General features: G+C 57.3%; 14 protein-coding genes. 3 read left to right on the plus strand and 11 right to left on the minus strand.

The window, feature by feature from the left end; genetic code table 11:
- Positions 1-293: 293 nt before the first annotated feature.
- The gene (locus KYK14_RS11310; RefSeq protein ID WP_219158942.1) at positions 294-1,931 is read right to left on the minus strand and encodes a bifunctional GNAT family N-acetyltransferase/carbon-nitrogen hydrolase family protein; all 1,638 of its coding nucleotides are present in this window, start codon (positions 1,929-1,931) and stop codon (positions 294-296) included.
- Between the two features lie 281 nt (positions 1,932-2,212).
- Here KYK14_RS11310 and KYK14_RS11315 point away from each other — a divergent pair, with 281 nt between their 5' ends.
- The 3 genes from KYK14_RS11315 (at position 2,213) to KYK14_RS11325 (ending at position 4,819) form a co-directional block, all read left to right on the plus strand.
- Positions 2,213-2,446 (plus strand): hypothetical protein, encoded by a 234-nt coding sequence (locus KYK14_RS11315; protein WP_219158914.1) that lies wholly within the window; start codon positions 2,213-2,215, stop codon positions 2,444-2,446.
- A 250-nt stretch (positions 2,447-2,696) separates the two neighbouring features.
- Positions 2,697-3,458 (plus strand): ABC transporter ATP-binding protein, encoded by a 762-nt coding sequence (locus tag KYK14_RS11320; protein WP_219158915.1) that lies wholly within the window; start codon positions 2,697-2,699, stop codon positions 3,456-3,458.
- Positions 3,434-4,819, plus strand: a complete 1,386-nt coding sequence (locus tag KYK14_RS11325; protein WP_219158916.1) for a hypothetical protein — start codon at positions 3,434-3,436, stop codon at positions 4,817-4,819. The genes KYK14_RS11320 and KYK14_RS11325 overlap by 25 nt, the downstream gene beginning before the upstream one ends.
- 146 nt (positions 4,820-4,965) lie before the next feature.
- Here the strand turns inward: KYK14_RS11325 and KYK14_RS11330 are convergent, their stop codons facing one another.
- The 10 genes from KYK14_RS11330 to KYK14_RS11375 all read right to left on the minus strand — a co-directional run bounded on the left by KYK14_RS11330 (position 4,966) and on the right by KYK14_RS11375 (position 13,474).
- Positions 4,966-5,622, minus strand: a complete 657-nt coding sequence (locus KYK14_RS11330) for a CoA transferase subunit B (RefSeq protein ID WP_219158917.1) — start codon at positions 5,620-5,622, stop codon at positions 4,966-4,968.
- A gap of 42 nt (positions 5,623-5,664) precedes the next feature.
- On the minus strand, positions 5,665-6,042 hold the full coding sequence (locus KYK14_RS11335; protein WP_219158918.1) for a GxxExxY protein: 378 nt from the start codon (positions 6,040-6,042) through the stop codon (positions 5,665-5,667).
- A gap of 50 nt (positions 6,043-6,092) precedes the next feature.
- Positions 6,093-6,788: a CoA transferase subunit A gene (locus KYK14_RS11340; RefSeq protein ID WP_219158919.1), complete on the minus strand. Its 696-nt coding sequence runs from the start codon at positions 6,786-6,788 to the stop codon at positions 6,093-6,095.
- 29 nt (positions 6,789-6,817) lie between these two features.
- A complete protein-coding gene (locus KYK14_RS11345) occupies positions 6,818-8,026 on the minus strand; it encodes a carboxypeptidase-like regulatory domain-containing protein (protein WP_219158920.1) in 1,209 nt (402 codons plus the stop codon).
- Between the two features lie 57 nt (positions 8,027-8,083).
- A complete protein-coding gene (locus tag KYK14_RS11350; RefSeq protein WP_219158921.1) occupies positions 8,084-9,283 on the minus strand; it encodes a carboxypeptidase-like regulatory domain-containing protein in 1,200 nt (399 codons plus the stop codon).
- A gap of 84 nt (positions 9,284-9,367) precedes the next feature.
- Positions 9,368-10,315 carry a bifunctional riboflavin kinase/FAD synthetase gene (locus KYK14_RS11355; protein WP_185280989.1) on the minus strand — a complete coding sequence of 316 codons (948 nt, stop codon included), beginning with the start codon at positions 10,313-10,315 and terminating at the stop codon, positions 9,368-9,370.
- Between the two features lie 118 nt (positions 10,316-10,433).
- Positions 10,434-11,252 (minus strand): tRNA pseudouridine(55) synthase TruB, encoded by an 819-nt coding sequence (gene truB, locus KYK14_RS11360; protein WP_219158922.1) that lies wholly within the window; start codon positions 11,250-11,252, stop codon positions 10,434-10,436.
- A gap of 2 nt (positions 11,253-11,254) precedes the next feature.
- Complete coding sequence (locus tag KYK14_RS11365; protein ID WP_219158923.1) at positions 11,255-12,085, minus strand: undecaprenyl-diphosphate phosphatase; 831 nt, start codon at positions 12,083-12,085, stop codon at positions 11,255-11,257.
- 80 nt (positions 12,086-12,165) lie between these two features.
- Positions 12,166-12,489 carry a DUF3098 domain-containing protein gene (locus KYK14_RS22465; RefSeq protein ID WP_219158924.1) on the minus strand — a complete coding sequence of 108 codons (324 nt, stop codon included), beginning with the start codon at positions 12,487-12,489 and terminating at the stop codon, positions 12,166-12,168.
- A gap of 91 nt (positions 12,490-12,580) precedes the next feature.
- Positions 12,581-13,474 (minus strand): cell division protein FtsX, encoded by an 894-nt coding sequence (locus KYK14_RS11375; protein ID WP_185280985.1) that lies wholly within the window; start codon positions 13,472-13,474, stop codon positions 12,581-12,583.
- Between the last annotated feature and the right edge of the window lie 99 nt (positions 13,475-13,573).

Raw genomic sequence — 13,573 nt, forward strand, 5'->3', positions numbered from 1 at the left:
GTTAGGGTAGGAGGGTGTGAGGGTGTGAGGGCGCAAGTGAAAGTGTCTGTCATCCTGAGCGGAGCGAAGGACCTTATCACGGCAGCACGACAAGAGTACCAACGACTCGTTCAACGGGCATAAGGTCCTTCGCTCCGCTCAGGATGACAGACACTTTCACTTGCGCCCTCACACCTTACCCTAAAAAAACAGCCGCTCGGAAAGTCCAAGCGGCTGTTTAGCATAGTGCACACAAGTAGAGATACGGAATAATCCGCTAAAACGGTTTTGCTGAGGCTATAAGTAGGCGATGCCTACTCAGCCGTGGTTTTGCGGCGACTGGTTTTAGGCGCACGCTCGGCGCCCATTTCCAGCAGTTCGTCGGCGCGCTCGTTTTTGCCTACCCAGCTCACCGAGTAGAGGTCCCGGCGTCGGTCGCGGAGGTTGCGCACGGCGCCGCTGGTGTTGAGGTCCTTCAGTAGGTCCAGGTCCAGGTCGGCAATCAGGGTCATCTCGGTGTTAGGCGTGGCTTCGGCTACAATGGCATCGTGCGGGAAAGCAAAGTCGGAGGGGCTGAACACGGCGCTCTGCGAATACTGGATGTCCATGTTCTCGACGCGGGGTAGGTTACCCACTGAGCCGGTAATAGCCACGTAGCACTCGTTTTCGATGGCGCGGGCCTGGGCGCAGAGGCGCACACGCTGGTAGGCGTTCTTAGTGTCCGTCCAGAAAGGCACAAACAGGATTTTCATGCCTTCATCGCTCAGCATACGGGCTAGTTCGGGGAATTCCGCATCGTAGCAAATCAGGATGCCAATTTTACCGAAATCCGTATCAAAGCACTTCAGCTTGTCGCCGCCGCGCATGCCCCAGTAGCTGGCTTCGTCGGGCGTTACGTGCAGTTTGTACTGCTCATCCACGGTGCCATCGCGCCGGCACAAGTAGCTGACGTTGTAGAGCTTGCCGTCTTCATACAACGGCATGGAGCCGGCAATGACGTTGATGTTGTAGCTCACGGCCAACTCCATCATCTTGGTTTTGATGGGCTCGGTGTAGGCCGACATCGAGCGGATAGCCACCGACGGCGACTCCTCGTTGGTGAGGGCCATCATGGGGGCGTTGAAGAACTCTGGGAACAGCACACAGTCGGCCTTATAGCCCGACACGGTGTCCACGAAGAACTCCATCTGCTGGAAAAAATCTTCCAGGTTTTGCGTGGCCCGCATCTGCCACTGTACAATGCCAATGCGCACGTTCGACTTCTGGTTACCGATCAGTTTGTCGGTTTCCTCGTCGTAGTACACGTTAATCCATTCCAGTAGGGTAGCATAGGCTTTCGACTCGGAGTCGTAGGGTAGGTAGCCCCGGATAAGCTTGCGCACATAGAAATCGTTGGCCAGTTGGAAGGTGAGGATCGGGTCGGTGAGCTCCTTGTTGCGCACCATCTCCACGTACTTGGCCGGGGTCATTTCGTTGGCGTAGGCCGCGTAGCCGGGAATCCGGCCGCCGGCCACCATGGCGCGCAGGTTCAGATTTTCGCACAGCTCCTTGCGGGCGTCGTAGAGACGGCGGCCCAGGCGGAGCGAGCGGTACTCGGGGTCCACAAACACGTCCACGCCGTAGAGGGTGTCGCCGTTGGCGTCGTGGGTGTCAAACTTGCCGTTGCCCGTAATTTTGGCGTAGGTGTGTTTGTCGCCGAACTTGCTGTATTCCACAATGATAGCCAACGCGGCGGCTACCACTTGGCCGTTGTCTTCAATACAGATCTGGCCTTCCGGAAATTTCTTCAGCAGGTTGTTGTACTCATCCTGGGCCCAGGCGCCTTCCATGTTGGAGTACACCTTGTCCATGATTTCCTTCACGGCCTTAAAGTCGCCGCGCTTCAGGGTGCGCAGGACCAGCTTGTGGGCCGGAATAGCGGTAGGCGTTAGTAGCTCGGGTACAGCGGGCATGCCGGGTAGGGTTTGCTTTTTGGCGTGGCCGCCGCTGGTTTTGGTATTAGAACTCGTTGCGGGCATATATAGAAGGTTGATTTGCAGAAATATAGTGCAGCATGCATACTGCCTGTTTGGGTACGCCTACGTAGAAACGGGCGCAGTTGATACTAAACTACGGACGTTGCGGGTCAGAAACCAACCGCGCACGGGGTATCGGCGCACAGTATTCTATAACCTCCTACCCCCCAGATTCGTTTCGACAAGCATACTCCTTATATCCCTAATCCCTACTTCCAATGTCGACTCCCCGCCTTGCCTTTTTTCTGCTGCTGGCCGCCACGGCCAGCCTAAGCGCCTGCAACTCCACGCCCTCCGATTCGGCTGCTACCTCCGATGCGGCCGTGATAGTGCAGCAGGATTCCACCCAGCGCGATTCTGTGCCCACCATGCCCGCGGCCGTGCCCTCCACCGAGTACACGTCGCCCAATACCGTCGTAACCGAATCGGCTGATAGTCTGCACAAAGAGTAAGTAGGCCGCAAGCCACGAAAAAGCCGGGGGCGGTTTCTTCAATTGAAGAAACCGCCCCCGGCTTTTTCGTGTGCGTCGGGTAGCGAATGTAACAAGCTGCGTTGCCAGCGAAAATGCGCACCTCAGATAGTTGTCGCCTAGGGCGCTAAGGACTAGGCATCTGCTAATTGTCAGCGTCATTCCCGCTACTCATCCGTCGGTTCTGTAACTTACTGCCTCATCGATATAGAAGGAGTCTATACCTAGCTTCATGGAATTAGAATTACGGAATCTGACCAAATCATTTGGGCCCAAAACAGTGCTGCGCGACTTGAGTTTGCGTGCCGAAACCGGGTATTGTGTAGGCGTTGTGGGCCGCAATGGGGCCGGCAAGAGTACATTGTTCAATTTACTGGTGAACGTGCTGCTACCCTCGTCGGGCAGTATTGTGCTGGACGGAGAGCCGCTGGGCGAGACGTTTCCGGTGGCCGTGAAACGGCGCATTGGGGCGCTCATCAACCAAGGCCATCTGGTGGAGCAGCTTACGGCCGTGGAGTATCTGCGCTTCGTGGCCCGGGTGTACGATTTGCCTGACGCCACTAGCCGCATTGAAAGCCTGCTGGGGCACTTGCTGGAAGAGTTTGAGCAGGTGCGCACCAAGCGGCTTAGCTCTTTTTCGACCGGCATGAAGCAGAAGGTGGCCGTGGCCGCCTGCTTGCTGCACCGCCCCGAGCTACTGATTCTGGATGAGCCCCTCAACGGCCTCGACGTGTTTTCGGCCGAGCGGGTGCTGACGCTGCTGGGCACCTACCGGAGACAGGCCCTCACGTTTATTTCGTCGCACAATCTGGCGCACATCGAAAAAGTAGCAACTCACCTACTCATCATCGACGAGGCCGAGGTGAAGTTCTGGGGCACGATGCAGGAGTTCACGCAAGACCGCGATGCCTACCTCTCCGATGCGCTGCTGCAACTGCTCCAGCCCACTGTTTCCACCCACGACCTCATATGGCTCACCAACCAGGCCGTTTAGGTCACTTCCTACCCTACCTGCTGGGCCGGCAACTGCTGGCGGTGTTCTGGCCCGCTGGCGAGCGTCGGGTAGCCACACTCTTAATCGGTATCACAGTAGGTTTGTATAGCTTGGGACTGGGCTATTTGCTCAATCACGCTGATACAATACCGGGCGTTGCGCTCCCTAAGCTGCTGGCTGCCATCAACACCACGCTTTTTGCTACGGTATTGATGGCCGATTTCCTACCCACGTACCGCACCGTAGAGCGGCCGCTGCCCGAGCCGCTACCCGTGTCGGCCCGCTTGAATGCGGTGACGGCCTTTGTGCTCGATCTGGTGTCGGTGCGGCGGGCAATGAGCCTACTGTTCTTGCTGGTGGTAGTGGCTGTGGCTCCAACTTTTTGGCAACCGTTGGGCCTGAGCTTGCTGGTGTGGCTGAGCGCGGCCGCCCTAAGCTTCAATATGCGGCTGCTACTGTCGGTGGGGCGCTGGTGGCACCCTTTGTTTTGGCTGAATTTGCTGTGTCTGCTGGCGGCGGTGTTCTGGCTGGGCGACGGCTTGGGGTGGCAGTTGCCTATCTCTACCAACTGGCTGCGGGTGCTGGCCATAGCCGGGCCGCTGCTACTGTGGGTAGTGGCGCTCAGGCTGGTAGCGCCCCGTTTCAGCGCCCGTTATATGGTAGAGCGCACGACCGAGCCTACCGATAGTCGGTGGCAAAATCGGCTCTCGCCGGAGTGGAAATTGTATTTGCGCAAAACCTGGCCGGCGTTGCTAATGGGTGTCAGCTTCAAGCTTATCATGCTGGTGGCGACTGGCATTTTGCTCCGCAAGGGCGACGCAGGCTTTATGAAGTCTCTGTTTTATTTCTCGTTTCTGCCGGTCATCAGCTTCACCTATGTCAACAACAACCTGCTAGGCTACTGCTGGGTAGCCACGGCCAACGAGCTGGAGCGCCTGGGCCTGACGCCGCGTTTGCTAACTGGCTACCTGCGGCTGGCGCTGCCAGTGGTGTTTGTTGATTGCTTGCTGTCGGCTGGGGTGCTGCTGGCCTTGTTTCCGCGGGACCAGTGGAAACAGCTACCGCTGCTGCCGCTGGCCTCGCTGCCGCTGCTGGCCTTGGGCTTGTGGGGAAGTCTTTACAAAGCGAAACCGATCCGTAAAAACATCGATTTCAGCACCATACGCAACAACGCCTCTACCCTCATGAATCTGCTGAGCATTGGGCTGGCCGCCGTGCTGTACTTAATGCCGTGGTGGTGGGCACAGGTAGCGCTGGCGCTGGTGGTAACGCTCACGGCCGTGGTACCAGTGCGTCGTATCCTCACCAACCACGGCCCCACCCGCCGCCAGCTCTGGCACAAGCTTATGCAGGCGCAATAAGCCGTCCGAATTGAATATGAATGGTGTAGAGACGCATACTTGCGTCTCGTCGTTGAACAGCCAACATCAGCAACGACGAGACGCAAGTATGCGTCTCTACACCATTCAATCAGCACTTGTGACTGGCTGCTGATAGCCTACCTTCCTCACAACCTCATTTCCGGCACCTCGCCCTGCGGCACTACCAAGCGACCGGTCGTGGCAGCCTGTATCTGCGCTACCGATACGCCCGGCGCCCGCTCGCGCAACACGAAGCCGTCGGGCGTTATGTCGAGCACGGCCAACTCCGTCACGATTTTCTTGACGCAGCGCACGCCCGTGAGGGGTAGGGTGCAGGCGGGTAGGAGCTTGCTGCTGCCGTCGCGGGCGGTGTGCTGCATGGCCACGATGATGTTGCGGGCCGAGGCCACCAGATCCATGGCGCCGCCCATGCCCTTCACCATCTTACCGGGAATCTTCCAGTTGGCAATGTCCCCGGTTTCGGATACCTCCATGGCGCCCAGAATCGTCAGGTCCACGTGCTCGCCGCGTATCATGGCAAACGAATCGGCCGAGCTGAATAAGCTGGAACCGGGTAGGGTCGTCACGGTTTGCTTGCCAGCGTTGATGAGGTCGGGGTCCACCTCGGCTTCCGTCGGAAACGTCCCCATGCCCAACAGCCCGTTTTCGGACTGTAGCTCTACGTTTATGCCTGCTGGGATATAGTTAGCCACCAGGGTAGGGATGCCAATACCCAGGTTAACGTAATACCCGTCGCGCAGCTCCTGGGCAATGCGTTGGGCTATTTGATTCTTGTTCAACATAGTTTTTTCGCGCAGAGCGCGCGGAGTTTTGGGGCGTCTGTCTTATAAGCCGTTTACCAAGCGTGAGAGTTGGGAACGGAGCAGCGCTGTGTTGAAATTCATGAGTAGGCCAAGCTTATAATTGGCGAGCTTCAGGTAGGTTAACAGCTGCTTGTGATGCACGGGCAGCAACGTTTCAATTGATTTTAACTCCACTACTACTTTGTCTTCTACCAGTAAATCGAGTCGAAAGCCTAAGTCCAACTTTACCTCATCATAGATTACGGGAATGGGTTTTTGCGTCTCCACATGCAAGCCGTCCTTCCGCAGCTCGTACGCCAAAACAGCTTCATACACCGATTCCAGCAACCCCGGCCCCAAAGCAGTGTGCACCTTGAAAGCCGCCCCAATCACGCGGTCAGAAATGTGATTCTCATGCATAAATTTCTCCAGACAGACGCCCCAAAACTCCGCGTACTCTGCGCGAAAAATTAATTACGCACCGTGCGTTGCTCAATCCGCTTCTCGTAGTTCCTACCTTCAAAAATGCGCTGCACGAAGATGCCAGGCGTATGGATGTGGTTGGGGTCTAGCTCGCCGGCAGGCACCAGTTCCTCAACCTCGGCCACCGTTATTTTGCCTGCCGTAGCCATCATGGGGTTGAAGTTGCGGGCCGTGCCTTTGTAGATGAGGTTACCGGCCATGTCGCCGCGCCAGGCTTTCACCAAAGCAAAATCGGCGTGCAGGGCGGTTTCCAGCAGGTACATCTTGCCGTTGAACTCCCGGCTTTCCTTGCCTTCGCCTACCTCCGTGCCGTAGCCAGCCGGCGTATAGAAGGCCGGAATGCCCGCGCCGCCCGCCCGTACGCGTTCGGCCAGCGTGCCCTGCGGTAGCAATTCCACCTCCAGCTCACCGCTCAACAATTGACGCTCAAACTCAGCGTTTTCGCCTACATAGCTGGAAATCATCTTGCGCACCTGCTTGGTTTGCAACAGCAGCCCAATGCCAAAGTCATCGACACCGGCGTTGTTGCTGATGCACGTGAGTTCCCGCACACCCAGGCGCAGAATTTCCTGAATGGCGTTTTCGGGAATTCCACACAGGCCGAAGCCGCCCAGCATTAGGGTCATGCCATCGGTGAGGCCAGCCAACGCCGCCTGGGCGTCGGGTACTACTTTATCAATCATACGGGTGGATAGGTGGGTGGGCCAGAAAGTTAACGTTTCATACGCAACTCCAGCGCTGGGGGCTGGTAGTCCTGCGGCAGCAACTCGCCTACCCGCTCGAAGCCCCAGTAGCCTTCCGTGACTACCGCGCCAATAGTGCGTACGACACCCGCGGCGGCCACCTCCGCTTCCGGCGTACGCAGCCGCACAACGGAGCGCTGCGTCTTGCTGTCGGTCTTGGGGCCGGGGAAAAGCCGCTGGTACATCGCGTCTTTTTCTTCGCCTTCATACGTTACGGCCATCAGACCCTGGAACCGCAGCCACGTTTGTGGGGGTGCCCGTCGCCGTAAGCTGTCGATGGGCAACTCCTCGGGGCTGAGGGCAGATGTGATGGGCGGCTCGCGTAGGGCGTGCACCACGGCCATCGGCAAGCCACGGTTTCGGACGCCTAATATGCTGTGCGTCAGCATAAAGGTGTCGGCCCAGGCGCGCCGTTGATTCACCTCGCGCCGCAAGCGCTGCACCCGAAAGCCGGCCGCGTCCACTTCATCGTGATACACGCTGCGCAGGAAGTGCATGAAAGAACCCTGGTAAGCGCGCTGGCGGTTTTCGGCCCACCGCCGACGCTGCCGCTCGTTGCGGGGCGTCAGGTCCTGGAAGCTTACCTGGCTGTCGGTGTAAGTGGTTTGCTGCCCATAATTTACCTGAAAATCGAGGTCGTAAAACGTCACGCGGTAGCCCAAGGCCTCATTGTCGACTTGGAGCTGGTAGGGCGTGTACGCTGTAAGCACATCTTTTTGGGCGTCGTACTCTACCACTACGCCATCCGGATTGCGGATTTTACACTGCTTCGAGAAAGACGAACTGCCCAGGAAACGTTGCGCAAACCGGGCATAGTCGGCGGGGCGGTTGCGGTGGGGGCGGACCACCACTTCGCTCAACTGATTGATGGTAGGTGCCAGCTGAATGATAAAGGTTTGCGGGGCGTCGGCTACTGTTATGGTCTGTTTGTAGAGCTGGTAGCCCAGGTAGGAAACCACTAGCGTGTAAGAGCCCGGTTTCAGGGTCGGAAACGTAAAGTTTCCCTGTGCATCGGTGGGAGTGCCCACGGTGGTATTGGCAAAAAAGACGTTGGCCATTTCCAGGGGCTTTCTCGTCTGCGCATCAAGCACTTGGCCGCTCAGCGTGCTTTGTGCCGATGCCCATTGGGCTACTAATAGAAAGGATAAAAGTAATCCTGCGAAACGTGCGTAAAACATCCGTAATAAGGTATAGATAGAGTAAAGTAACGCTCCGAAACCACAGCAATAGAAAAGCTACGGCCGCGGCGGAATATAGTCATAGGGTAGCATTTCGCCCATTTTCTCGAAGCCCCAGTAGCCGTCGTTGTAGATGGCCAAGGGGTGTGCCAAGCGGCCATTGGGGAAAATCTGTACGGTGAGCACTTGCAAGTACAGCGTCGATACTTCCTCGGAGGGGGCGGGGCCGGGTTGCAGTTGGCCGGGCACTTCCGGTCGGTAGCGCGGGTCGGGCTTTTCGGGGAGGTAGGTGATTTGCAGCAGGTCGTGGAAGCGCAACTGGCAGGTATCAGCCACGAGCTGGCGCAGGCTGTCGATGGGTAGAGGGCGGGTATAGAGGTAGCCGTAGCTGCGCGGCTCCTGACGCTGGCGCTGCAACGAGTCGGGTAGTACCAAAGATTGGCCGGGTGGCAAGGTAGCCAGCAAATGCTGCATAAGGCTGTCGGCGCGGGCCCGGCGCGGGTTGTCCACAATGCGCAGCTTCTGCACCCGAAAGCCTTGGTCTTCCACCCGGTTCTCATACACGCTGCGCAGGAAATGAATCTGCGAGCCGTGGTAGGCGTGCTGGCGGTTCTCGGCCCAGCGCCGCTGCTGGCGGGTGTTGCGGGCGCGCATTTCCTCGAATATCGGCGAGCCGTAGAATTGGACAAACTGCCGCTTGAAATCAACCGAGAAGTGCAGGCCGTAGTACTTCACGCGGTAACCCAGCGCCCGGTTCTCTACCAACACAAATTCGCGACTGGTGGCGGTCAGTTCGTTGGCCTGCGGGTCGTAGTCTACCAGCACGTCGTCGGGGTTGCGGATGCGGCACTGCTGCGAGAAAGTGGTAGAACCCAGGAACAGCTCCTCGAACTTGCGGTAGTCGTCGGGATTATTTTTGTGAGGGCGCACCACTACTTCGGCCAGCTGCTGAGAAGTAGGTAGCAGCCGCAGATTGACGTTCAGATTCTTGTCTTGCACTAAGATAGCCCGGCGGTAGAGCTGGTAGCCCAGGTAGGAAACCAGCAGCTCATACGGCCCCGATGCCACGCCGCGCAACTCAAACCTGCCCTGTGCATCGGTAGTAGCGCCATAGGTGGTGTTAGCCAAGAACACGCTGGCAAAGCCCAGCGGCTCATTTGTCAATGAATCGCGGGCTACGCCGCGCACGGTTATCTGGGCGCTGGATGCTGTGGCCAGGCAGAAGAAAAGCAGGAACAAGAAACCAATGCGTCGCATAGCCAGATAATATGGTAGGCTATACTACGAAAGTTTCGTAGAAGTTTCGATACGGGATGACAGACGATAAACGGAAAGTATTTTCTACCCCAACTGCTGCCGGGCGGCTTCCGCGTCCAGCGCCAGCTGTGCTTTCAAAGCATCCAACCCATTGAATTTCTGCTCATCGCGCAGGCGGGCTACAAACTCCACGGTGAGTGGCTGGTCATACAGGTCACCGTCGAAATCGAGCAGGTGAGCTTCTACCGTTTCAGCCAGGTCCCCGCCCACGGTGGGGCGCACGCCAATGTTGAGCATGGCGGGGTAAGTGGTGCCGGCGGCCGTGGTGGCGCGTACGGCGTACACGCCACGAGCAGGTACCAATTTCAAAGGCTCCGCGCACCGAATGTTGGCGGTAGGGTAGCCAATGGTGCGGCCCAGTTGCTGGCCCTTCACCACAGTGCCGGTGAAGGGGTAGGCGTAGCCCAGGTAGCGGTTGGCAGTAGCCACATCGCCGCTTTCCAGGGCGCGGCGGATGCGGGTGCTGCTCACGCCCACGGCGTCTACGTCCTCGCGCGGAATTTCTTCTACGCGCATCCCGTAACGGTCGGCGTGCTGGTGCAGGTAGTCGAAGCCGCCCTCGCGGTTCTTGCCGAAGCGGTGGTCGTAGCCAATCACGAGCCGCTGCGTGCCTACCGTATCGAGCAGGATTTTCTGGATGAATTCCTCTGACGTCCAGCTCGCAAACTCCTTCGTGAATGGGACAATCAGGAGATAGTCAATGCCAAAATCGCGCAGCTTGGCTTCGCGTTCGGCCAGCGTATTCAGCAGACGCAGCTCCAGCAGCTCGGGGTGGGAGGGGGGCGGCCCCAGCACCAGGCGCGGGTGCGGCCAGAAGGTAATTACCACCGTAGGGCCGCCGTGCTGCCGGCCAACCGTCAGCAGCCGTTGCAGAATTTTCTGGTGGCCCAGGTGCACTCCATCGAACGTACCGCTAGTTACCACGGCATTGCCAAGGTAAGGAAACTGCGCCGGGTCCCGAACGACGTGCATTTTCAATTAAAAATTAAGAATTAAAAACTAGGAATGGGTGGTGGGAGAGCCCACAACTATCGAGGTGGTTGTACGAATTTGGAAAGTCTTTCGTCCATCTATCATCCACAAGCGGAGCTTAGGATGATAGATGATTTTCTTTCTGCTGCTCTGAGGTACTCCCTGCGTTATTTTCGTAGAACTCGATGCCGGCGCGGCGTTCGGGGCGGGGCTTGCGGGGGCGCTCGGGGCGCGGGGTGCTACCCTCGGGTTGGGGCGGGCGCAGGGCCTGAATGGCTTCTATCGTAAAGGCATCCTCCAGCCGGTACTCGCCTATACGGGTGCGAACCAACTTGGTGAGGTGGGCGCCACAGCCCAGCGCCACGCCAAAATCGCGGGCGAGGCTGCGGATGTAGGTGCCCTTGGTACACACCACCCGAAAGTCTACCTCGGGCAGCTCTATGCGCGTCAGCTCAAAAGCTTTGATGGTGATTTCCTTGCTCTTGATTTCGGCCTCGCCGCCGCGGCGGGCTACCTCGTAGGCCCGCTCGCCGTTCACCTTCACTGCCGAAAACAGCGGCGGCGTTTGTTGAATTGTGCCCACAAACTGCTGGGCGGCAGCCAGCAGGTCGGCTTCGGTGAGGTGCTGGTAGGGCGCCTCGTAGTCCACGGGGGTTTCCAAGTCGAAGCTAGGTGTGGTCTGGCCCAGGCGGAAAGTGCCGGTGTACTCCTTTTCCTGGGCCTGAATCTGGTCGATTTGCTTGGTGAGCTTGCCGGTGCACAGAATGAGTAGGCCGGTGGCCAATGGGTCCAGCGTGCCAGCGTGCCCGATTTTGCGCGGGCGCAGGGTGTTCTTCACCTTGCGCACCACGTCAAAGGAACTCCAGGTCAGCGGCTTATCTACGAGCAGAACTTCGCCCGCTTCAAAATCAAACTCAGCTAAGGTTCTGGCTGCCATATTTATACGAGTTGCAGGTTGATTTTCAGGCCAATCAGCAAGAGCAGAATACCGCCTACAATAATACGGTAGACACCAAAGGCGCGGAAGCCGTACTTGGCCACAAAATTCACGAACAGCCGGATAGCCAGCAGTGCCACCACAAAGGCTACCACGTTGCCTACCAGCAACTGCATTATTTCATTGTGGGAAAACAAGTCACCCAACGTAATGCCCTGCTTAGTCGCCTCCTGGTAGTAATCGAGAAGGTCTTTGGCGGCGGCGGCGGTCATGGTGGGCATGGCCAGGAAGAAAGCAAACTCGGCGGCGGCGCGGCGGGTCAGCTTCTGGGTCAGACCACCAAGAATGGTAGCAGCCGACCGGCTCACGCCCGGCACTACGGCAATGCATTGAAACAAGCCAATGATAAAGGCCTCACGGTAATTGGGGGTAGTCACGGGGTGGCCGCCGCGTTCCTGCTGCTCTTGCGGAAACCACTTATCCACGAACAGTAGCACTACGCCGCCTACCACCAACATCAGCGCCACTACCGTCACCGATTCCAGTAGCGCATCAATATGCTTTTTCAGCAGTAACCCAACCACCACAATGGGCAGAAAAGCAACCAGTAGCTTCAAATAGAAATCAACACTCTGAAAAAAACGGCGCCAGTACACTACCAGCACCGATAGAATAGCGCCTAGCTGAATGACGACCAGATAGAGCTTCGTGAACGGGGTAGCCGTGATGCCTAATAAGGCCGAAGTGATAATCATATGCCCGGTGCTGGACACGGGCAGAAACTCGGTGAGTCCCTCCACAATTGCGAGGAGGATGGCTTGCCAATACGTCATTGTGCGTAAGCTGATAGCCGATAGCGGTTAGCTATTAGCTTGGTTCTGACTAGCAGAGGGTTATAAATATGCCGGTGCTTTTACGAGCGTGGCTTGTTGTAGGTAGGGCGCGGCGCGGGAGTGGGTGGAGCTACAGGCGTGGTGGGTGGTGTAGCCAGGGGGGTAGGCATGGTGTCTTGGGTAGACTTGGGGATTTCTACCGGCCCACCGGGTTTGGCCATAATGGCCCAAAACTCAATCAAAAACCCAACGACCAGCAGAATCGGGCCAAGCGTGATACCCAGGAACCCTTCGCCGTAATCGGTCGAGTCGAGAGTCATGGTGATGAAACCGGCCGCCAGCACCGCCAGCCCGACAAACATCAGGCGGTAGTTGCGAGGACCAAAAGCAAAGCGTTGGTTCATGAGGGTAGGGGTCTTGGGGGCTTAGAGTCTCAGAGATACGGTTGTTCTGATGTATAATCGATGAACAAAAAACCAAGATCCTAAACCCTGTTTAGTACAAATCATCCAGCGACAAGCGCAAGTATTTTTTAACGGCGCGGTAGGAGCTGAAAAAGCCTATACCGGCTCCCAGCGCTACCATCACCACAAACAAAACGAGAAGTAAGCGTTGATCTAGAAACAGTTGAATTTCGGGTACGTTGAGGGCCGCGTATTGCAGCAGGCCCCACAGCAGCAGCCCGCTCAGTACGCCGCTGGCTACGCCCTGCCAGGTAGCACGCCTTAGAAACGGCCACTGAATAAAAGCTGGGGTAGCTCCTACCAGCTGCATACTCCGAATAAGAAAGCGCTGCGAAAACAGCGCCAGCTTAATGGTGTTATTGATGAGAATAACCACTACCACCGTGAGCACCACCGCGAAGCCTAACAGCACCAACGTGAAGCGGCGCAGGTTTTGGTTGATGGAGTCGATGAGGCTCTGCACGTATTGCACCTCAAACACGCCATCCTGCTTCTTCAGCTCCTGTACAATGCGCCCTAGCTGCACCGAGTCGGCGTACTCGGCGTTGATGCGGAGAATGTAGGCATCACGCAAGGGGTTGTCGCCCAAGAATTGCTGAAAATCTTCGCCGGTCTGGTCAATCAACTCCTTGGCGCCTTCTTCCTTGGAAAGAAACCGCACCTGCGGCTGGCTGCCTTTGTAAGCAATGTAGGGCTTACTGGCAAAGTCCTGCTGCAAGCGCAGAAGCTGGGTTTCGGGTAGGCCGCGCTCCAAGTACACCTGCATCTCGATGCTCTCCTTCACGAGGTTGGAGATTTTGTAGCCCGAAATCAGCAAGGTGCCAAACAGCCCTACCACCAGCAGCGCCAGCGTAATGCTGAACACCACCATGGTATGCGGATAACTACCGAGAGTCTTTTTGCGAATAGAGCGCGCCTGGGCCATACCGGCAAAAGTAACGTGAAGTTTTTGAAGTGTTGCTTTTTGAGGTGTTAGTTAGGGTCTTGAGTAGGATAGGGTAAGGCAGGGCTGTCATGTTGAGCG

Origin of the sequence: Hymenobacter profundi (assembly GCF_019334315.1) — a bacterium.
GTDB classification, from domain to species: Bacteria; Bacteroidota; Bacteroidia; order Cytophagales; family Hymenobacteraceae; genus Hymenobacter; species Hymenobacter profundi.

Bases quoted from the DNA above. Each gene is read 5' to 3' on its own strand.
- KYK14_RS11310 (WP_219158942.1), bottom strand. From the start codon at position 1,931: ATGCCCGCTGTACCCGAGCTACTAACGCCTACCGCTATTCCGGCCCAC.
- KYK14_RS11315 (WP_219158914.1), top strand. From the start codon at position 2,213: ATGTCGACTCCCCGCCTTGCCTTTTTTCTGCTGCTGGCCGCCACGGCC.
- KYK14_RS11320 (WP_219158915.1), top strand. From the start codon at position 2,697: ATGGAATTAGAATTACGGAATCTGACCAAATCATTTGGGCCCAAAACA.
- KYK14_RS11325 (WP_219158916.1), top strand. From the start codon at position 3,434: ATGGCTCACCAACCAGGCCGTTTAGGTCACTTCCTACCCTACCTGCTG.
- KYK14_RS11330 (WP_219158917.1), bottom strand. From the start codon at position 5,622: ATGTTGAACAAGAATCAAATAGCCCAACGCATTGCCCAGGAGCTGCGC.
- KYK14_RS11335 (WP_219158918.1), bottom strand. From the start codon at position 6,042: ATGCATGAGAATCACATTTCTGACCGCGTGATTGGGGCGGCTTTCAAG.
- KYK14_RS11340 (WP_219158919.1), bottom strand. From the start codon at position 6,788: ATGATTGATAAAGTAGTACCCGACGCCCAGGCGGCGTTGGCTGGCCTC.
- KYK14_RS11345 (WP_219158920.1), bottom strand. From the start codon at position 8,026: ATGTTTTACGCACGTTTCGCAGGATTACTTTTATCCTTTCTATTAGTA.
- KYK14_RS11350 (WP_219158921.1), bottom strand. From the start codon at position 9,283: ATGCGACGCATTGGTTTCTTGTTCCTGCTTTTCTTCTGCCTGGCCACA.
- KYK14_RS11355 (WP_185280989.1), bottom strand. From the start codon at position 10,315: ATGCACGTCGTTCGGGACCCGGCGCAGTTTCCTTACCTTGGCAATGCC.
- truB (WP_219158922.1), bottom strand. From the start codon at position 11,252: ATGGCAGCCAGAACCTTAGCTGAGTTTGATTTTGAAGCGGGCGAAGTT.
- KYK14_RS11365 (WP_219158923.1), bottom strand. From the start codon at position 12,085: ATGACGTATTGGCAAGCCATCCTCCTCGCAATTGTGGAGGGACTCACC.
- KYK14_RS22465 (WP_219158924.1), bottom strand. From the start codon at position 12,489: ATGAACCAACGCTTTGCTTTTGGTCCTCGCAACTACCGCCTGATGTTT.
- KYK14_RS11375 (WP_185280985.1), bottom strand. From the start codon at position 13,474: ATGGCCCAGGCGCGCTCTATTCGCAAAAAGACTCTCGGTAGTTATCCG.